Source organism: Pseudoalteromonas sp. ATL1, assembly GCF_058933015.1.
The window spans coordinates 2,329,401-2,350,514 of the sequence record NZ_JBZYXL010000001.1; the positions used below are offsets into that span (position 1 = coordinate 2,329,401).

13 protein-coding genes and 2 tRNA genes are annotated in these 21,114 nt (G+C 42.0%); all 15 read left to right on the forward strand.

Translation table 11 applies throughout. The features are described 5' to 3' along the window. Positions 1-30: 30 nt before the first annotated feature. A tRNA-Ser gene (locus AC5FX4_RS10590) sits at positions 31-121 on the forward strand. 43 nt (positions 122-164) lie between these two features. Further along, positions 165-255 (forward strand) — tRNA-Ser (locus tag AC5FX4_RS10595). A 142-nt stretch (positions 256-397) separates the two neighbouring features. Further along, entirely contained in the window at positions 398-772 is a 375-nt protein-coding gene (locus AC5FX4_RS10600; RefSeq protein WP_493606361.1) for a hypothetical protein, read from the forward strand. A 131-nt stretch (positions 773-903) separates the two neighbouring features. Beyond that, on the forward strand, positions 904-1,365 hold the full coding sequence (locus AC5FX4_RS10605) for a GAF domain-containing protein (protein WP_493606362.1): 462 nt from the start codon (positions 904-906) through the stop codon (positions 1,363-1,365). After that, positions 1,362-1,643: a hypothetical protein gene (locus tag AC5FX4_RS10610; protein ID WP_493606363.1), complete on the forward strand. Its 282-nt coding sequence runs from the start codon at positions 1,362-1,364 to the stop codon at positions 1,641-1,643. Before AC5FX4_RS10605 ends, AC5FX4_RS10610 begins: the two co-directional genes overlap by 4 nt. A gap of 12 nt (positions 1,644-1,655) precedes the next feature. Then, positions 1,656-2,306 carry an RNA chaperone ProQ gene (proQ, locus tag AC5FX4_RS10615; protein WP_493606364.1) on the forward strand — a complete coding sequence of 217 codons (651 nt, stop codon included), beginning with the start codon at positions 1,656-1,658 and terminating at the stop codon, positions 2,304-2,306. A gap of 12 nt (positions 2,307-2,318) precedes the next feature. Continuing rightward, on the forward strand, positions 2,319-4,349 hold the full coding sequence (prc, locus tag AC5FX4_RS10620) for a carboxy terminal-processing peptidase (protein WP_493606365.1): 2,031 nt from the start codon (positions 2,319-2,321) through the stop codon (positions 4,347-4,349). 180 nt (positions 4,350-4,529) lie between these two features. Continuing rightward, positions 4,530-5,987: a Na+/H+ antiporter NhaC gene (gene nhaC / locus AC5FX4_RS10625; RefSeq protein WP_493606366.1), complete on the forward strand. Its 1,458-nt coding sequence runs from the start codon at positions 4,530-4,532 to the stop codon at positions 5,985-5,987. Between the two features lie 48 nt (positions 5,988-6,035). Next, a complete protein-coding gene (gene pepN / locus AC5FX4_RS10630; RefSeq protein ID WP_493606367.1) occupies positions 6,036-8,633 on the forward strand; it encodes an aminopeptidase N in 2,598 nt (865 codons plus the stop codon). Between the two features lie 8 nt (positions 8,634-8,641). Next, entirely contained in the window at positions 8,642-8,863 is a 222-nt protein-coding gene (locus tag AC5FX4_RS10635; protein WP_493606368.1) for a DUF2835 family protein, read from the forward strand. Between the two features lie 237 nt (positions 8,864-9,100). Continuing rightward, positions 9,101-11,218, forward strand: coding sequence for a DUF1302 domain-containing protein (locus AC5FX4_RS10640; protein WP_493606369.1), 2,118 nt, complete (start codon positions 9,101-9,103; stop codon positions 11,216-11,218). 11 nt (positions 11,219-11,229) lie between these two features. Continuing rightward, positions 11,230-12,597: a DUF1329 domain-containing protein gene (locus AC5FX4_RS10645; RefSeq protein WP_493606370.1), complete on the forward strand. Its 1,368-nt coding sequence runs from the start codon at positions 11,230-11,232 to the stop codon at positions 12,595-12,597. Between the two features lie 103 nt (positions 12,598-12,700). Next, positions 12,701-13,699, forward strand: coding sequence for a WD40/YVTN/BNR-like repeat-containing protein (locus tag AC5FX4_RS10650; protein WP_493606371.1), 999 nt, complete (start codon positions 12,701-12,703; stop codon positions 13,697-13,699). Beyond that, positions 13,699-16,029 carry an efflux RND transporter permease subunit gene (locus AC5FX4_RS10655; RefSeq protein ID WP_493606372.1) on the forward strand — a complete coding sequence of 777 codons (2,331 nt, stop codon included), beginning with the start codon at positions 13,699-13,701 and terminating at the stop codon, positions 16,027-16,029. The genes AC5FX4_RS10650 and AC5FX4_RS10655 overlap by 1 nt, the downstream gene beginning before the upstream one ends. Positions 16,030-16,230: 201 nt before the next feature. Beyond that, complete coding sequence (locus AC5FX4_RS10660; RefSeq protein WP_493606373.1) at positions 16,231-21,069, forward strand: NAD-glutamate dehydrogenase; 4,839 nt, start codon at positions 16,231-16,233, stop codon at positions 21,067-21,069. The last annotated feature ends 45 nt before the right edge of the window (positions 21,070-21,114 follow it).

Consider the following 21,114-nt stretch of genomic DNA (forward strand, 5'->3'; position numbering starts at 1 on the left):
GTGGGGATTATCTAATATTCGCCCCGCTGCGGAGAGATGGCTGAGCGGTTGAAAGCACCGGTCTTGAAAACCGGCATACGTTAATAGCGTATCTAGGGTTCAAATCCCTATCTCTCCGCCACTAAATTTTTATAAAGCGCGACTGCGTTTTATTATCCGCTTTTGGAGAGATGGCTGAGCGGTTGAAAGCACCGGTCTTGAAAACCGGCATACGTTAATAGCGTATCTAGGGTTCAAATCCCTATCTCTCCGCCACTATTCTTATGAATAGCAAAGCCGCTGTAGCAATACAGCGGCTTTTTTATTGTTTTTTATCCAACACTAATACCAAAGTACAGTAGCCATTATTTCTAAGTTAGGCAGTCTTTGCTTATCGACGTAAATAAAGGCCAAGTTAATGAAACAAAGATTAATTAAAAGTGTCGCTTTATCGCTCATGTCACCACTCGTAGTGGGCTCGCTGTTAGGAGTATATTTTGCGATGGCAAATCGGGCTGCCCCGTTACAAGTATTTATTTCATTGCTTACCAGCGCGCTTTTAAATGCACATGTGGTTGGTTTGGCTATGGGCGTTTTTGTGTTGCCTGGCTATATGACTATGTACAAGCATAATAAAGTACGGTTGAGTGCTGTGCTGACATTAGGCTTATTAGGTGGGGCATTTTTTAGTTATATATTTGCCGCCCAAAGTGGAGGGGCGTTTATCGTCAATGCCATCATGTCAGCGCTGGCGGCAGGGCTGTTTCTATACGGGTTGCGGCGTTTTAATTAGCAGCTTGCATGTAATTTAGCCAACTAGCTTCATATTTACAGTTATTTAATACTTTTTCGCCATAAAAGGTTTCAATTAATTCTCTGAAAGAGTACCTTAGGCTTTTGTATGTTGTAACCGCGATTTAGTAAATGCAAAAGCAAGATTTTTATCAATCACTCACAAAACAAGCACAGGCCCTTATTAGTGGTGAAAGCAACGTTGTTGCTAACATGGCTAATATCAGCGCGTTGCTATTTACATCACTTGATGATGTCAATTGGGCAGGATTTTATTTTGTCGATAGCCCACAAGAGCTAGTCTTGGGTCCGTTTCAGGGGAATCCAGCATGCATCCGTATCCCAATGGGAAAAGGGGTATGTGGTACGGCTGCCGAAACAAAACAAACTCAATTGGTTGAAGATGTGCATGCATTTGCGGGTCATATTGCGTGTGATGCGGCTTCAAACTCAGAGGTTGTCGTGCCAGTATTTAAAAATGGTGAGGTGTTCGCTGTGTTAGATATTGATAGTCCAAGCTTGAGTCGTTTTGACCAAGACGATAAAGAAGGGCTAGAAGCATTAGTGAAATGCTTTGAGTTGACTCTATCGTGAAAGACCTACTAAACGTACAAGATTATTTATTTTCGATTGCCGACGTGGGTGACTGGGAAGGCGAAGAAGAACATGTTGCCGAAACGCTCAATGAGTTGATCCATTTTGCATGGCAACAACTACCTGATGATCTCGAATGTGAAATCATCGATAATGTAATAAACGGTATTTGGGAACATCTTCGTGGTGATTTAGCTTTATTAGAAGCTGAATTTGAAGAGTTAACAGACTGGGTAACACACTATATCCAATCATCTTTAGATGAACAGATATCATAAATAGGTTCAAAAATGGAAACCACAAACAAGCTAAAAGATATTAATGAGGTACTGGATTTTCTATATTCAGAATTTCCTCAGTGTTTTAAACAAAAAGACGGCATCAAGCCGTTAAAGGTCGGTATTTTTAAAGATATCGCTGAGCGTATCGAAGGCTCAGACAAAGTGAGTAAAACGCAGGTGCGTCAAGCACTTCGTAAATACACTTCAAACTGGCGTTATCTTGAAGCGGTGACAAAACATGAGTTCCGTATCGACTTAGACGGCAATGACGCAGAAAAAGTAGAGCAAGAACATATTGAACATGCTCAAAAAGCGTTAGAAGAAAGCCGTGCGAAAATGGCTAAACGTAAAAAGCCACAACGTCCTCGCCAAGACGGTGACACAAAATCTTACAAAAAGAAAGGTGCGCCTCATCCTCGTTCAGGCGATAAAAACGCTAGAGTTAACAAGAAACCAGCTCCTCAGCAAGCTAAACGTAGTTCAGGTAAAGTTGAACCATTGCCTGCAAATGAGGTCAAGGTTAATAACAAAGTAAAAGTTAAGTTAGGCCAAGCACTTGTTAATGCAACTATCACTGAAGTGAACAAAGATGAAGTTCATGTTGAGTTGGTAACGGGCATGCAAGTTAAAACTAAAGCAGACAGCCTATATATCGTTTAAGGAGTTGTGCGTATGAGTAAAAAGTTGACACTCATTCCTATTGTTGCCGCGCTATTATCAGGGGCAACATTTGCATCATCAAATACCGTTACTGAGAAGGATATTCCGGTCTTGGCGCCGGAAGCGCAGCATACGACGGCTAGCAAACGAGTGACCAACTTATTTACTCGACAGCACTATAAGCGATTTAGTTTTGATGACGCTTTGTCGGAAGAAATCTTTGATCGTTATGTCGACTCGCTTGACTATAACCGTTCAGTTTTCCTGCAAAGCGACATTGAAAAATTTAGCGCATTCAGAAAGCAGTTTGACGATGCGTTAAAAAACGGCAAATTAGAGTTTGCCTATGACATGTTTAATTTAAGCATGAAGCGTCGTTTTGAGCGTTTTCAATTTGCGCTGTCTTTGCTAGAAAATGAAATGACGTTTGATAAACCAGACGCGTTTTATTACGACCGTGAAGACATTGAGTTTGCTAAAACTCAGCAAGAGCTGGATGAGTACTGGCGTCAACGCGTTAAATCTGACGCACTGCGCTTAAAATTGACGGGCAAAGAGTGGAAAGACATTCAAGATGTCTTAACCAAGCGTTACAGCAACACATTGAAACGTTTAACACAAACAAACAGTGAAGACGCTTTTCAAGTTGTAATGAACGCTTTTGCTCGTAGTGTAGAAGCACATACTTCTTATCTTTCACCTCGTCGAGCAGAACAATTCAAGATGGATATGGACCTTGAATTAGAAGGTATTGGTGCGGTACTTGGTTATGACGAAGACTATACAATTATTCGCTCTCTAGTTCCGGGTGGTCCAGCCGACAAATCAGAGCAGATCAAACCTGACGATCGCATCGTAGGTGTCGCACAAGACAAAGAAGACTTTGTTGATGTTATTGGCTGGCGATTAGATGACGTGGTCGACTTAATCAAAGGGCCAAAAGGCACCAAAGTCAGATTACAGTATCTAAAAGGCTCAGATACGCATGGCACGCCTAAAGTCGTTGAAATCGTGCGTGACAAAATTCGCCTTGAAGACCGAGCCGCTAAATCAGAAGTTTTTGAAGCGAAATATTCTGATTTAACAAGCAAAATAGGTGTGATTGAAATTCCTAGCTTTTACAACAATCTTTCTAAAGATGTAAAAGTCGAAATTGCGAAGCTGAAAGAGCAAAAGGTTGATGGTATCGTCATTGATCTTCGCCAAAACGGCGGGGGCTCTTTATACGAAGCAACGCAGTTGACCGGTTTGTTTATTGATCAAGGTCCAGTGGTCCAGATCCATACAGCATACAACCGAGTTGAAGCGCAAAAAGACAGAGATGGCATCACTTTTTATGATGGTCCAATGACCGTATTGGTTGACCGCTATAGTGCCTCAGCATCGGAAATTTTTGCTGCAGCAATCCAAGATTATGGACGTGGTGTGGTAATCGGTGAGCAAACCTTTGGTAAAGGTACAGTGCAACAGCACCGTGGCTTAACAAAAAACTATGATCTTTTTAGTAACCCTTTAGGTAGTGTTACTTACACAATTGCCAAGTTTTATCGTATAAATGGCGGTAGTACCCAAAATAAAGGCGTTATCCCTGACGTTATGTTGCCTTCAGCAATCGAGCCTGAAGAGTGGGGTGAGAGCCAAGAAGATAACGCACTGCCTTGGGATAGCATCAAACGGGCCAGTTACAATAGCTTAGATAACTTAACTCCAGTTGTTGAATATTTGCGCTCTAAGCATGATGCTCGCGTTAAAAAAGAACCTGAATTTAAATATGTTTACGACGATATTGCACGTTATAAGCAGCAAAAAGATGATAAGCAAATATCCTTGGTAGAAGCTGAGCGTTTGAAAGAACGCGAAGAGGCTGAACAGCGTTCGTTAGCTCGTAGTAATGAGCGTCTGAAGCGCTTAGGTTTAGAGCCAGTAGAAAATTTAGATGATTTACCTGAAGTACTTTCAGAGCTAGATCCTTATCTAGAAGAAGCGGCTTTAATCACACAAGATCTGATCTCTTACGGTCGCTTAGCTAAAAACGACGTATGATATTTGAGCAACAAACACAAGAAAGGCGCTAAGGCGCCTTTTTTTGTTACGACTTACGCTATGAATTTGCTATTATTCACGCTTATCACTCTTTGAATAACTAAATATTGCAATTACTGCGACTTCAGGTTGTGAGTAAAATAATAATAAGCATGGCTATCATGCATAGGAGAGTTCAATTTGAAGCAACCAAAACAACCCTCATTTTTTGATGCCCTTTTACCGATAAGTGTGCTCGTTTGTTTACTTGGCGCAGCGGTGTATTTATACGGTGATAGTTCGTCGTCAGGTCCAAACCAAATAGCACTTTTGTTTGCTACTTTTACCGCGGCATTAGTCGGTTTGAAAAATGGGTATACTTGGAAAACCCTAGAAGAGGCGATGATCAAAGGGATCACATTATCTCTAGGTGCAATTCTTATTCTTTTAATGGTAGGTGCCCTGATAGGCACTTGGCTGTTATCAGGCACTGTCCCCACGTTAATTTATTACGGGCTACAAATTATCAGCCCAAGCTGGTTTTACGCGGCTAGTTGTTTGATATGTGGCATCGTTGCGATGAGTATCGGTAGTTCATGGACAACAGCTGCAACCATAGGTGTTGCTTTACTTGGCGTGGCGACTGGACTTGGGTTAGACCAAGTTGTGACGGCCGGTGCGGTTATTTCTGGTGCATATTTTGGCGATAAGTTAAGTCCTTTGTCGGAAACCACCAACTTGGCACCTGCGGTAGCTGGAAGCGATTTGTTTGAGCATATTCAGCATATGCTTTGGACTACTGTGCCTAGTTTTGTTATTGCGTTGATCATTTTCACCTTTATGGGTTTCAGCGCTGACGTGGCTAGCGATATTGGTCGTATTGATGAAATTGTCAGTATTTTACAAGGCAACTTTAATATTAATCCGGTGATGCTAGTTCCTTTGTTAGTGTTACTTGTTTTAGCGTTTAAAAAAATGCCTGCTTTTCCAGCTATTTCGATAGGTGCTGTTGTCGGCGCTGTGTGGGCGATGTTATTTCAAGGCGATTTAATCCAAAGTCAAATCGATGCATCTCAGGGTCAACTAGTAGGCTATTTCAAGCTTGTGTGGGCGACTTTTTATGATGGCTTCAGTGTAAGAACTGGCGATGCAAAAATGGATGACCTGTTGAGTGGTGGTGGCATGTCAGGGATGTTGACGACAACTTGGCTTGTTATGACTGCCTTGATGTTTGGCGCCATTATGGAAAAAACGGGCCTATTAGAAATCTTTGTGCGCAGTATTTTAAAAATTGCGAAAAGCACAGGCTCTTTGATTGCGTCAACGGTAGCGACCTGTATTGGAACTAATATTGTTGCCGCAGATCAATACATCGCCATTGTAGTGCCCGGGCGTATGTTTAAAGAAGAGTATAAGAAACGAGGTCTTAAGCCTGTAAACTTGTCTCGCACCTTAGAAGATGGTGGTACGATAACCAGTCCACTCATTCCTTGGAATACATGTGGTGCTTACATGCAAAGCGTTTTGCTTATCAACCCATTTGACTATGCAATGTATGCCTTCTTTAATTTAATAAACCCGATTTTGGCGGTTATATACGCTTACCTAGGCATTAAAATCTTGAGGATAAAACCAAAAGAGGCGTCAGAACAAATTTAATCGTATCGCCCCGACTTACATTCGGGGCGTTTCTTTGAGGACTATAATATGCAAACTAAACCTCAAGCTAAGTATCTAAAGGATTATCAACCACCTTCTCATAAGGTCGAAAACCTAGATCTTACTTTTGACTTAAATCCTACACATACCAGAGTAACTGCCAAGTCTGTTTATGAGGCGTCGCAGGGTGGCATCTCGTCGCTGAAATTAGACGGTGTCGAATTACAGTTACTTTCTATCAAAGTCGACGGAAAGCCATTTGAGCACTATGAACAGACTCAGTCGCACCTCGTTTTGACACAATTACCAAGCCGTTTTGAATTAGAAATAGAAACAGAGATCTCACCACAAACCAATACGTCATTAGAAGGTTTATATCTTTCGGGCGGCGCCTATTGCACTCAGTGTGAGGCCGAGGGGTTTCGCAAAATTACATACTTCTTAGACCGCCCAGATGTTTTAACTGTTTATACGGTAAAGATCATTGGTGAACAGACTATGCCTAGTCTGTTGTCTAACGGTAATAAGGTGGAGGAAGGTCAACTGCCCGATGGTCGTCACTACGCCAAATGGCATGACCCTTTTAAAAAGCCGAGTTATTTATTTGCGCTTGTCGCTGGTGATTTTGATGTGCTGGAAGACAAGTTTGTGACTCGTTCTGGGCGTCAAGTAGAGCTAGCTTTGTTTGTCGATAAAGGCAATTTGTCTAAAGCGCCGCACGCGATGGAATCCCTCAAAAAAGCAATGGAGTGGGATGAAAAGCGTTTCAATCTCGAGTATGACTTAGATATTTATATGATTGTTGCGGTCGATTTTTTCAATATGGGTGCGATGGAAAATAAAGGACTGAATGTATTTAACAGCGCTTGTGTGTTGGCAAACCAGCAGACTGCGACGGACCGAGATTATCATACGATTGAATCTATTGTTGGCCATGAATATTTCCACAACTGGACGGGGAATAGGGTAACGTGTCGGGATTGGTTTCAGTTATCATTAAAAGAAGGTTTAACTGTTTTTAGAGATCAAGAATTTAGTAGTGATCTTGGCTCGCGAGGTTTGAATCGTATTGATGCAGTTATGACGATGAGAACTCACCAGTTTGCTGAAGATACTGGCCCTATGGCACATCCGATCAGGCCAAAAGAAGTGATAGAAATGAATAATTTCTACACGGTCACCGTATATGACAAAGGTGCGGAAGTGATCCGCATGATGCATACCCTTTTAGGTGAAGAAAACTTCCAAAAAGGTATGCAACTATACTTTGAGCGTCATGATGGCCAAGCGGTTACCTGTGACGATTTTGTTGCTGCAATGCAAGATGCTAGCAATATTGATTTGGCGCAGTTTAAGCTTTGGTATGAGCAAGTTGGTACACCAGTGCTTAACGTTGAAACGCACTATGATGAAATAGGCCGTACATTTACCTTGAAAGTCGTACAAAAAAATGCGCCACATGATCCGATCCAGAGACCGCTTCACATACCTTTTGCATTAGAACTGCTTAATCACAAGGGCGAACCGCTTTCATTAGTCATTAATGGCCAAGCTGTTTCTAAAGTTCTAGATATTACAGAATCAGAGCAAAGATTTACTTTTGAACGGATTGAAGAGCAACCAGTCGCGGTACTATTGGAAGATTTTTCAGCACCGTGCATTGTGCATTATGATTATCAATTACCTGAATTAATTCATATTTTACGCTTTGCATCTAGTGACTATGCGCGTTGGGAAGCTGCGCAACAAGCGTTTACACTAGAAATTAAAAAGGCGGTTGCGCAATTTGAACAAAATCAAACACCTTCTTTGTCACAAGAGCTTATCGCTGCGCTTGAAGCTTTATTGAGAGAAAGGCAAGGTGATTTGGCGCTTTTGGCTGAGCTTATTCGTGTACCAAGTTTTGATAATTTGGCAACTTCGTTTGAACAAATTCCTGTTGATGCATTGAATGCGGGTATTGAGCAGTTTGAAATTGACATCGCAAACTCGCTTCATACTGCTTTGAAAGATGCATATCAAAGCTGCGAGGAAAACGGCGAGTTATCCCATGAAGCGGTTTCAGCTCGCGCATTGAAAAATGCGTGCTTATATTATTTAGCTAAAGATGCAGATGAAAATGTCAAGAGTTGGCTCGAGACACAAAAAGCGTCAGACAATATGACTTTGAAACTCGGTGCGCTTAAGGCGATGGTCAGTGCACAACTGCCAATGGCACAAGAGGCGATGGCTGAATTTGATTCAAATTGGCGCCATGATTTACTCGTTATGGACAAATGGTTTGCGTTACAAGCGACGCAAACAGGCGAAAATGCGATAGACCATATACGTAGCTTGTATGAACATCCATGCTTTGATAAGTCAAACCCCAATAGAGTAAGAGCGTTAGTGGGCAGTTTTGCAAGAAGTAACCCTGAACAGTTCCATCGAAAAGATGGAGCTGGCTATCAGCTACTGGGTGATTTATTGATTGAGCTGAATGTGATTAACCCACAAAATGCCTCAAGAATGTTAACACCGCTTATGTCTTGGAAACGTTTTGACGAAAATAGACAGCAACTGATGCGTGCGCAATTGCAAAGGTTGGCCGAGCTGAGTGAATTAAGCGATGATTTGTATGAAAAAGTTGACAAAGCATTAAATTAATTGAAGAAATGCAAGAATATTATTTTTCTATGTACTTCACCTATGACGAATGTATGGGGTACTACGACGGTAGTTTTAAGTACATTCAGGTTGTAGAAGATGGTGGGAAGCGAATTCGCTTCCCTGCAGTACATATTAGAAAATTTATTTCGTCTTTGGGCATAAGAGGGCGCTTTCGTTTATGTCTAGACGGCCATAACCAGTTTATTTCACTTGAAAAAATCGCTTAACCTAGAATTTTAACTCAGTCATATTGTATTTTTGTTAAATGGGTTTGTTGTAAACTTAAATTACGTGTTATAAATTGTCTGGTAGGACGTCTTACCAAGAGCAAAATAGCGCCCTAAAAGCTAAAAAAGCACCGATTGAACGCGTTCTATTTGTAATTTACATAAATCGCTTCTATCGTTACGACAACAAAAAACAACAACTTGATTATAAAAAACCCGCCAGAAGGGGGAGAAATAATGATAAAAAGATCGCTTTTTGTGAAAAACAAAATCATGCTCGGTCTTAGTGCTGCTGCTCTATCTTTTAGTAGTACACCTTTACTTGCTGCAAGCTTTCAAGTCGGTGATTTTGATATCACTTTTGATTCCACATTTTCTTACGGTCAAAGCATTCGTGTAGAAGATAGAGATTTTCAGTACATTGGTAAGAGCAATCACCCAAGATTTGATTGGACAGGATATAACGCCAGTACTGGTAATACGATATATAGCTCAGCAGAAGCGTGGGCACAGCCAGGCGCTTATTCGAATAATGGTGATGCTGGTAACCTGAACTTTGATTCGGGTGACACATTTTCGCAGTTAGTGAAAGGTACGCATGATTTTGCGATAAGCAAAGATAACTATGGTTTCTTTTCACGCTTCATGTATTTTTATGATTTTGCAATGGAAGACGGTGACTTCGCTTACAAAAACCCTGTTTCAGGTAAGAAAGTTGACCCGTGTGCTTATGACGAGACAAGTGAGCAGGTATGTTCAGACTTTCGTCTTTTAGATGCCTTTGTTTGGGCCGATTTTGATCTAAATGATGGTCAAAACCCTCTGTCAGTGCGAATTGGCCAGCAAGTGATTAACTGGGGCGAGAGTACTCTTATTTCTCACGGTATTAACGTTAACCCTGTTGACATTGATCGTTTAAAAGCACCAGGCTCTGAAGTGAAAGAAGCGTTCATTCCTGTGGGAATGGTGTGGGCTTCATTGGGGATTACTGAAAATGTCACACTGGAAGCTTTTTATCAATATGATTGGCATGAGACGCGTCTGCCTGCTACAGGGAGCTATTTCTCGACCAATGACTTTGCTTCAGCAAATGGTTTTTCTCAAAATGTTCAGTTAGGCTTTACGTCAAATCCAGATATCGATGTCTACCATTTAAGTGACGCACTTAATTCACTACAGGCTAATTGGCTAGGTGCGTTGACAGCCCAAGGTCTTGATGTAACACAAGAAGGTGTAACAACAAGCGCGTCGGCTCAAAAGCTACTCGCTCAAATGTACTTGGCGTATCCAACAAAGGTTGCACTAAGAGGCAAGGGAGATAGTGGTAAAATTGAACCAGAAGATGGAGGCCAGTATGGTGCTCGTTTAGGTATTTACTCACCAGAGTTAAACGACACTGAATTTGCGCTTTATTACATTAACTATCACAGTCGTAGACCGCTTATTTCAGGTAAAGCATCTAATTTTACAAATGCAGGCGTTGCGCACGACTTGGACTTTATTTTCAACAATCAAATTGATGAAAATAACGTCACGCAGCTTAAAGCTTTTACGCAAGGCATAATCGAATACCCTGAAGATATCAAACTATATGGCTTGAGCTTTAACACTACCTTGGGTACAACCGCATTCTCTGGTGAATTCACATTCCGACAAGATGAGCCGCTACAAATAGATGATGTGGAGCTGTTATATGCAGGTATGGCTGAGCAATTAGCATATGCTGAGCGTAGACCTGATTTTGGTGGTTTGTCTCAGTTAAGTGAGGGAGATACGGTAGCATATGTCAACCCCGGTGAGGTCGCTCAGGGTTACATTCTAAAAGATACGCTCCAGGCGCAGTTTACGGCAACGCATTTGTTCGGTCCTTCACTTGGTGCCGACAGTTGGGCTGTGGTAGGTGAAGTTGGGGCGGTAACCATAAAAGATATGCCGACCTATGATCAGCTGCGTTTAAATGTGGCAGGCACAGGTCAAAGTGGAACGATTGAGGGGCTCTCGGGTCGCAGTTACGATTTGATCCATAAGGCAATCTCTGATGGACCAACGGTAAATCCATTTCCTACATCTTCTGCGTGGGGCTACCGCCTGATCGCAAAAGGTGAGTACAACAACTTGTTCTCTGGTGTTAACTTCTCACCAAGAATCGTCTTTTCACATGATGTAAACGGTATAACGCCAGACCCAATGTTCTTATTCGTGGAAGATCGAAAATCTCTAGGCGTGACTTTTAACTTTAATTATCAAAATGCCTGGTCTTTTGACTTTGGTTACAACACGTTCTGGGGCGGTGGTGCAACCAATACCTTTGCAGACCGTGATTTTGTATCTTTCAACATCAAGTATTCAATTTAAGGGCTTTCAGTATGTTAAGAAAACCTACACTCATTGCCGCAACAATGATAACAATGCTGAGCGCTTCAAGCGCGATGGCAAAAATGTCGGCAGATCAGATCGCGCGTTTAGGCGCAGATCTAACTCCTATTGGCGCTGAAAAAGCGGGTAACAAAGACGGTTCTATTCCAGCGTGGAACGGTGGTATTACTAAGCCGCCTGCGGACTATAAACCTGGCATGCATCACCCTGATCCATTTGCTGATGACAAAGTGTTATTTACCATTGATAAATCCAACTTGGATAAATACAAGCAATTTTTGAGTCCGGGTCAAGTTTCGTTGTTTGAAACCTACCCAGACACGTTCAAAATGAACATTTACCCGACACGTCGCAGTGCTTCTTATCCTCAATTTGTATACGATGCGACTAAAAAATATGCCTCAACCGCTGAGCTAATTGAAGGCGGTAATGGTATTAAAAATACTGCAATTGGTATTCCGTTCCCTGTGCCTAAAGATGGCTTAGAAGCAATCTGGAACCACTTGTTACGTTATCGTGGTTTGTCAATTGCTCGTTTTGGCGGCCAAGCAATGCCAACGGAATCGGGTGATTACAACTTAATTGGTTTTGACGAACAACTGCTCGTTAAGTACTCCGCGCTGGATGCAACACCTGAGCAACTTCAAGAGTCAAACGTATTGTTTAAGTTTAAGCAAAAGGTAACTGAACCGGCACGCTTAGCGGGTACAGCACTCCTAGTGCACGAGACGATGGATCAGATCCTAACGCCTCGTCAGGCATGGACATACAACACTGGCCAACGTCGTGTTCGTCGCGCACCTAATGTTGCATACGATGCACCGGGAACTGCGTCGGATAGCTTACGTACTACTGATGACTTTGATATGTTCAATGGTTCACCAAACCGTTACAACTGGACATTAAAAGGTAAACAAGAGCTTTATATTCCTTATAACAGCTATAAGCTACATAGCGACAAGCTGAAATATGACGATATCTTGAAACCGGGCCACGTTAACCCTGAACACGTGCGTTATGAAAAGCACCGAGTATGGGTTGTTGAAGCAAACCTAAAAGAAGGCACTCGTCATATTTATAAAAAACGTGTGTTCTATATCGATGAAGATAGCTGGCAAATTCATATAGCGGATCTTTACGATAATCGTGACCAAATGTATCGCGTTGCGATGGCACATGGCTTGAACTATTACGAAGTACCTACACATTGGAGTACATTAGATGTGTATCATGATTTGAACTCTCGTCGTTATTTGGCGATTGGTTTGGATAATGAAGAGGCTATGTATGACTTCAGTCAGACATTCCAAGACAACGAATTCACACAAAGTGCATTACGCCGTGAGGGCAAGCGCTAATCGGGTTCTTAGCCTATTATTGCTAGCAGTGAGTTCACTGCTAGCAATGTCTTATTCCTGGCGAGTTCTCGCCACATGTCACGTTTATTTGAGTAGTTTCAGCATGATAAAAACAACTATTGCGAGTGCATTTGTAGTGTTCAGTACCGTATCTGCCGCGCAAACTGTGCCCGAGGCCGCGTTGCAGGTTAGCCACCCTGAAAAAACGTTATTTACAGACATTGTAAATAATGAAGGTACATTAATTGCTGTTGGTAAGCATGGCACTATCGTAACCAGCTCTGATGGGCAAAATTGGCAGCAAGCGCAAGTGCCAGTGCAATCTTTACTTGCCGCAGTGACAGCAAAAGATCAAAAGCACGCTTGGGCATGTGGGCATGATGCCAGTATTTTGTTCAGTGATGATAACGCGCAAACTTGGCATATTCAGCAGTACTTGCCAAAAACTCAAAAGCCTTGTTTAGACATCGAATTTATAGATAACAAAATTGGCTTTGCCATTGGCGCGTATGGCATGTTTTTCGAGACAAATGATGGTGGTCAAACTTGGGAAAAGCGTTTTATAGACGACTTTGTGCATCCTGATGACAAAGAATATTTACAGGGCTTAAAAGAAGATGACCCAGCAGCCTATGAAGAAGAAACAAAGTTTATCTTGCCTCATTTTAATCGTTTATTCATTACTAAAGAGCAGCTTTTTTTAGTGGGCGAAATGGGACTGGTTGCACAAAGTGTAGATATGGGGAAAACATGGCAAAGACTCGAAGAGTTCTATCCCGGATCTTTTTTTGCGATTAGCAAGACACAAGAAAATAAAGTGATTGTTGCAGGTTTACGTGGTAATGCATTTATTGCTGATAGGGATCTACTAGACTTTGAGCAAATAGCGATCCCAACAAAAGCGACAATTAACTCAGTGGTAAACTTTGAAGACCATGCCGTTATGTTAGCAAACAGTGGCTTTTTATTTGAATACCACAATGGTCAAGTTAAGCAATCTCAACTCAGTAGTGGCCATGCTATTTTAGCGGCAGAAAAATTTAATAATCATCTTATTTTAGCGACGGAAAAGGGACTAAAAGCTTGGGAGACTAAGAAGTAATGCAAGCGATATTAAATAAACTCGAATATGTGGTATTTCGTCATCGTATGGCCGTCGTTTTACTTTTTACGGTTTTGACATTACTGCTTGGCTATAAAGCAACACATATTCAACTCGATGCATCTTTTAACAAGAATATTCCGCTAAAACATGAATACATGCAGTTATATCTAAAGCATGAAAAACAGTTCGGCGGTGCGAATAGTATTTTAATTTCAGTCTGTGATAAAGAGGGGAATATTTTTAACCCTGACTTTTTCACACAGTTAAAAGCAGTACATGACCAACTGTATTTTATACCAGGTGTAAATCGACCTCTGGTGAATTCGATTTTTTCGCCAAGTGCGCGATTTGTTGAAGTCGTTGAAGATGGTTTTGCGGGTGGTCCAATAATTCCAGCAAACTTTGCAGCGACAGAACAGGGTCTTGCTGTCGTTAAACAAAATATCGAGAAAGCCAATGTTGTTGGTCGCATGATAGCAAGCGACTATAGCTGTGCGATGGTCAGTGCGCAGTTAATGGAAACCGATCCGCAAACACAAGAAAAGTTAGACACACTTGAATTTGCACAAAAATTAGAGTCGCAAATTCGCGCACCTTTTAGTACCGATAAGGTCAGTATTCATATTATTGGCTTTGCAAAAATGGCGGGAGACGTAGCGGATGGTGCTAAAGGGGTCGTTCTGTTTTTTGCAATCGCCATCGCGTTCACCTTTGTGATGGTGTGGCTGTTCTGTAAGAGTTTCAAGCTAACCTTATTGCCTGTTGCATGTTCTATTATCGCAGTTGTGTGGCAAATGGGCCTATTGTCTACGTTGGGCTTTGGCTTAGACCCCATGTCTATATTGGTACCATTCCTTGTCTTTGCTATTGGTGTGAGCCATGGGGTGCAAATGATCAACGCGATTGGTAAAAAAGTGGCTGAGGGGGTTTCAAGTAAAGTAGCAGCACAAGCGAGCTTTAAAGCACTGTTGATCCCTGGTGGTATCGCGTTGCTATCCGATACGGTCGGCTTTTTGACCTTATTAGCGATAGATATTGGTATTATTCGTGAACTTGCGATTACTGCGAGTTTAGGCGTTGCGGTGATCATCTTCACTAATTTACTCTTGTTGCCAATTTTAGCTTCTTACTTTAGTTCTAGTAAGATCAAGCGTGTAGACGACGGCAAAGATGGCACTCATTCGCTATTTTTAGTGATGCGAGAAGCACTGGTGTGTACGACTGATAAAAAGTGGGCACGTATTATTCTAGTGGTTTCGGCGTTGTTATTTGCGTTTGGTTATTGGCAATCACAGAATATGCGCATTGGTGATCTGCACGCGGGTGCGCCTGCGTTGCATCAGGATGCGCGTTATAATCAAGACACGTTCTTGATTTCTGATCGCTATGCAATTTCATCAGACATTCTAAAAGTCATTGTTGAAGCGTATCCAGCTGCTTGTACTGATCATGACACCATGGAAAGGATCAGTCGTTTCCAATGGCGCGTTGAGAACTTAGCGGGTGTTCAGTCTGCGGTGTCTTTAAGTTCTGTTGCACAAGCCGTTAATGCAGGATACAACGAGGGTAACCAGAAATGGCAAACTTTACCGCGTAATAGTGCGTCATTGGTGCAAGCAACATCTCGCGTTGAGACGAGCACTGGACTTCTTAATGGTGATTGTTCGGTAATGCCGGTGATCATTTTTATGGAAGACCATAAAGCTGAAACGATAGATCACGTTGTATCGAGTATTAAGCGTTTTGCAGAAGAAGAGAATACCGACAAGGTTGCATTTAAGTTGGCGTCAGGACCAATCGGTGTAATGGCTGCAACCAATGAGTCAGTATCTGAAGCTCAGTTGCCGATGATGATTTACGTTTACGGTGCGGTTATTATCCTGTGCTTATTGAGCTTTAGAAGCGTTAAAGCAACGATTGCTGTTGTTTTACCTCTTTATATAGTCTCGACTTTGGCACAAGCACTTATGGTTAAACTAGAGATTGGTTTGACGGTTTCGACATTGCCTGTTATTGCACTGGGCGTGGGTATTGGCGTTGATTACGGTATCTATATTCTTTCTTCAATGATGGGGCAATTGAAACAGGGTACCCCTTTATCAGTTGCATATAGAAATGCCTTAGCCGAGCGTGGTAGTGCGGTTTTATTCACTGGGATTACTTTGGCGATAGGTGTGAGTACATGGATTTTCTCTGCACTTAAATTCCAAGTCGATATGGGCATTCTTTTGACCTTCATGTTCTTGGTCAATATGCTCGGCGCAGTACTGTTATTGCCTGCTATAGGTACGCTGCTCTGGACCGACCAGAAAAAAAATAGTGAATAAATGTGCTTCTAAATGGTCATGATTGACCATTTATATCTATATTTTGTGAATAGATGAGCAAATGGCTGAAAAGCTTAAAATGTTTTCATCGAAAAAGCTGTTTATTAGCGTCAGAAAGGTTAAAATTCCACTGACTCCACGCTAATAAACAGCTGTACAAATAATCTACCGTTCAAAGGTGGTATAGATTAAGGAACACATATGACACAAAATGAAGGTCCAGCATCAGTTATCTTAGATAACGTATGTAAGTTGATCCACAAGAAAGTTCATGCAGAGAACGTGTCACTCGTTGAAACATTTGCCAAATCCCTGTACAGCAACATGTCGAAAGAGGACTTGGCTCATCGCAACGATAGTGACCTATACGGTGCTGCACTTAGTCTTTGGAACGCTCTCGAAAAAAATAAATCAGATGACGCGGTTATCCGCGTATTTAATCCTGAAGTGGCTAAAGATGGCTGGCAGTCATCTCACACAATCGTAGAGATCATCGCCAAAGACATGCCTTTCTTGGTAGACTCAGTACGTATGGCAATGAGCCGCGAAAACATTGTTTCGCACTTGCTATTGCACAGCCCTCTTAAGATCCAACGTGATGGTGCAGGAAAAATAACTGCTATTTCTAATCTAAAAGCGGAACAAGAGTCGAATTCGACTAAAACTGTGTTCTTTATTGAGATTGACCGTCAAACGGATAAAAAAGCAATCGAATCCTTCACCAAGGAACTTGAATCTGTATTGCAAGATGTTTCTTTAGCAGTACAAGATTGGTTACCTATTCGCGATAAACTCAAGTCTGTAATTAAAGAGCTTCCTACTCGTCACTTTAAGTGTGATGAGAGTGAAGTAAAAGAGGCTATCGAGTTTTTAGACTGGTTAACCCAAGATAACTTTACCTTTATGGGGTATCGTCAGTATGAGTTAACACCCGTGCAAGGTGATTACGAATTGAAGCATGTGCCTGACACAAGCCTTGGTTTGATGAAAAAATCTGCTGACGAACATGGCCGTTTGCTGTCTGAGTTGCCTGAAGTTGCCCGAAAAGAAGCGCGCAGCAATAACTTGTTGATCCTGACAAAGACGAACTCTCTATCTCGCGTACATCGTCCAGCATACGTTGATTATGTCGGCATTAAGCGCTTTGATAAAGATGGAAACGTTGTTGGCGAAGACCGTTTTATCGGTTTGTTCTCGTCAAGTTTCTACAACAACAGCGCAGCGGATGTACCAGTACTAAAAAGTAAAATAAGCCGCATCATGCAGATGTGTGATTTTGCTAAAGGCACGCATGCATACAAAGCGGTACTGAATATTTTAGAGACCTATCCACGTGATGAACTCGTTCAAGCGCGTGAGTCTGAGTTACTTGAAGTAGCAACAGGCGTACTGCAGGTGCAAGAGCGTGACATGTGTCGTTTATTTATACGTAAAGACATCTATGGCCGTTTCTTCTCTTGTATGGTTTATGTACCAAGAGAGCGCTACAACACTGCGCTTAGACGTGAAACTCAACAACTATTGGCAAATGCGTTCCAATCTAAAGAAAAAGTTGAGTTCACCACCTATTTCTCTGAGTCTACGCTTGCACGTACGCATTACACAGTGCGCGTAGCTGACAACAATATTGAATATAACGTGAAAGACATCGAAAACAATCTGATTGAAGCCGCTCGTACATGGGAAGACAAGCTACAAGGTGCATTACTGGAGAGTAATGGTGAATCTCGTGGTAACGAGTTATTCAGAAAGTATGCGACTGCATTCCCTGGCGCATATAAAGACGGCGTATTGCCAAGTGCGGCTGTGGTTGATATCGAAAAGCTGGAATTATTGAGCGAAGAGAACAAGCTAGATATGCTGTTCTATCGTCCTCAAGAAGAAGCGAACTCGCATATCGTGCGTTTGAGCTTATTCCATAAAGACGAGCCAATCCACTTGTCTGACGTGATGCCAATGCTTGAGAACTTTGGTTTACGTGTTATCGGCGAAACACCGTATGCGATTAAATCAAATGATGGTCAGGTCAACTGGATCATGGATTTCTCAATGCTATTGGATAGTGATGGTATTGCAGACTTTAACAAAGTATCAGCGCGTTTCCGCGCAGCTTTGACAAACGTTTGGCATAATCGATTAGAGAACGATGGTTTTAACCGCTTAGTATTGTTGGGTGGTTTAACAGGTCGCGAAGCGTCTATCTTACGCGCCTACGCTAAATACATGCGTCAAATCGGTGTGACATTCTCGCAAAACTACATTGAAAATACATTCGACCATTATCCGCATATTGCGACTCAAATTGTTGATTTATTTGTTAAAAAGTTCTCTCCAACTAAACCAGCAGCACAGAAAACTATCGATAAGTTAGTTGCTGACATTTACGCTGAGCTTGAAAACGTAGCAAACCTAGATGATGACCGTATCATTCGTTTATACGTAGATATGATTAATGCAACGCTTCGTACTAACTTCTTCCAAAAAGAGCAAGATGGCACGAACAAGTCGTACATATCATTCAAGATCAAATCAAGTGGCATTCCAGATATGCCGTTACCTCTGCCTGCGTTTGAAATCTTCGTTTATTCACCACGCGTTGAAGGTGTTCACTTACGTGGTGGTAAAGTTGCTCGTGGTGGTCTTCGTTGGTCAGACCGTCGTGAAGATTTCCGCACAGAAGTTCTCGGCCTAGTTAAAGCACAGCAAGTTAAGAACACGGTAATTGTACCGGTTGGCTCTAAAGGCGGCTTTGTATGTAAGCAGCTTCCAACGGAGCGTGAAGCGTTCTTTAAAGAAGGCCAAGAGTGCTACAAAATCTTTATCAGAGGTTTGTTAGACATCACTGATAACATTGTTCATGGTGAAATTGTGCCACCAGAAAGTGTTATTCGTCACGATGAAGATGACCCGTATTTGGTTGTAGCGGCGGATAAAGGTACTGCTACTTTCTCTGATATTGCCAATGGTATCGCTGAAGAATACAACTTCTGGCTGGGTGATGCATTTGCATCAGGTGGCTCTATCGGCTATGACCATAAGAAAATGGGTATTACCGCTAAAGGCGGCTGGGAATCAGTTAAGCGTCACTTCCGTGAAATGGATATCGACTGTCAGACTACAGACTTTACCGTTGTTGGTATAGGCGATATGGCGGGGGATGTATTTGGTAATGGTATGTTGCTTTCTAAGCATATTCGTTTGCAAGCGGCATTCAACCATATGCACATTTTTATTGACCCAACTCCAGATGCGGCGAGTTCTTACAAAGAGCGTGAGCGTTTATTTGCACTTCCTCGCTCATCATGGGAAGACTATGACAAGGCGTTAATCTCTGAAGGTGGCGGTATTTTCTCTCGTGCAGCGAAGTCAATTACGTTGACACCAGAAATGAAGAAAATGCTTAACACCAAAAAAGTAAGCATGACACCAAATGAGCTAATCAAAGCTGTGTTAATGATGCCTTCAGACTTACTTTGGAATGGTGGTATCGGTACTTACATTAAGCATTCTAAAGAGACAAATGCTGAAGTGGGTGATCGCGCAAATGACGCTCTACGTATCAACGGTGCTGAGCTTGGTGCAAAAGTGTTTGGTGAAGGTGGTAACTTAGGTGCTACTCAGCTAGGCCGTATTGAATTTGCCAGCAAAGGTGGTCGCATTAACACTGACTTTATCGATAACGTGGGTGGTGTAGCGTGTTCAGATAACGAAGTTAATATTAAGATCCTACTTAATGGCTTAGTTGCTGAAGGTGACCTGACTAAGAAGCAACGTAACGAACTACTTTACTCAATGACTGATGAAGTATCTACATTAGTACTTGCTGACTGTTATCGCCAAACGCACACTTTGTCTATCACGAAGTCGAAAGGTCCAGATACACTAAAAGAAAAAGTACGTTTTATCCATGCTCTTGAAAAAGAAGGCAAGTTAGACCGTACTATTGAGTTCTTACCTACAGATGAAGAACTTGCTGAACGTGCAGCTGCGGGCAAAGACTTAACTCGTCCTGAGTTATCAGTACTTGTATCGTATTCTAAAATGGTGCTTAAAGAGTCACTTGTTGTTGATGAAGTGTCTGAAAACCCATATTACCGTCAGCTTCTGGTGAATTCATTTCCAGTTCCACTGCGTGAAAAGTTCAGTGGCGCGATGGATAATCACCCACTTCGTAAAGAGATCATTGCTACCAAGCTAGCAAACGCTATCGTCAACGATATGGGCTTAAACTTCATGGTACGTATGCATGAAGAAACAGGTGCAACTGAAAGTGAAATCGCACTATGTTATTCAATCGCAAGTGCCATCTTTGAAATGAAGAATACATGGAGTGCGATTGCTGCGCTTGATAATAAGATCCCGGCAGCGGTGCAAACAGAAATGTTGTATCAATTGCGTCGTACTGTACGTCGTGCTACTCGCTGGTTCTTACGTCATCGCAATAAAGCAATGAGCATTGAGCAAACCATCGAGTTCTTTGCACCAGTGTTTAAGGATGTAAGTAAAAACTTAAACAGCTACTTAGTGGAATCTGAAAGCGCTTCTATCATCGCTAATGCGAAGAAACTGGAAGAGCAGGGTGTACCAAGTGATATCGCTATGCGCATAGTGTCACTATCTAGCTTGTTCTCAGTGATGGATTTAGCAGAAGTTGCGAATAACTCTGGTCGTAAAGTTGACCTTGTATCAAATACTTACTTTAAGCTTGGTGCGAGAATGGGTCTTCACTGGTTCTTAGATCAGATCACGGCTCAGCCTGTAGCAAACCACTGGCAAGCACTTGCTCGTGCGTCATATCGTGAAGAGCTTGATTGGCAGCAACGTTCACTCAGTGAAGTGGTGCTTAATAGCTTTGATAAGAAAGAGGCTGACGTAAACGAGCTAATTGAACAGTGGATGGATAGCCAGTCTGCGTTGTTGCAACGTTGGCAGCAAATGCTACAAGAGTTCAAGACATCTCAGAGCCACGACTTTGCGAAGTTCTCAGTTGCACTGAGAGAGTTGATGCTACTTAGCCACAACTGCGATACTTCCAAATAATTTTTAAATCGTTAAAATACCCCGGCCTTGCTGGGGTATTTTTTT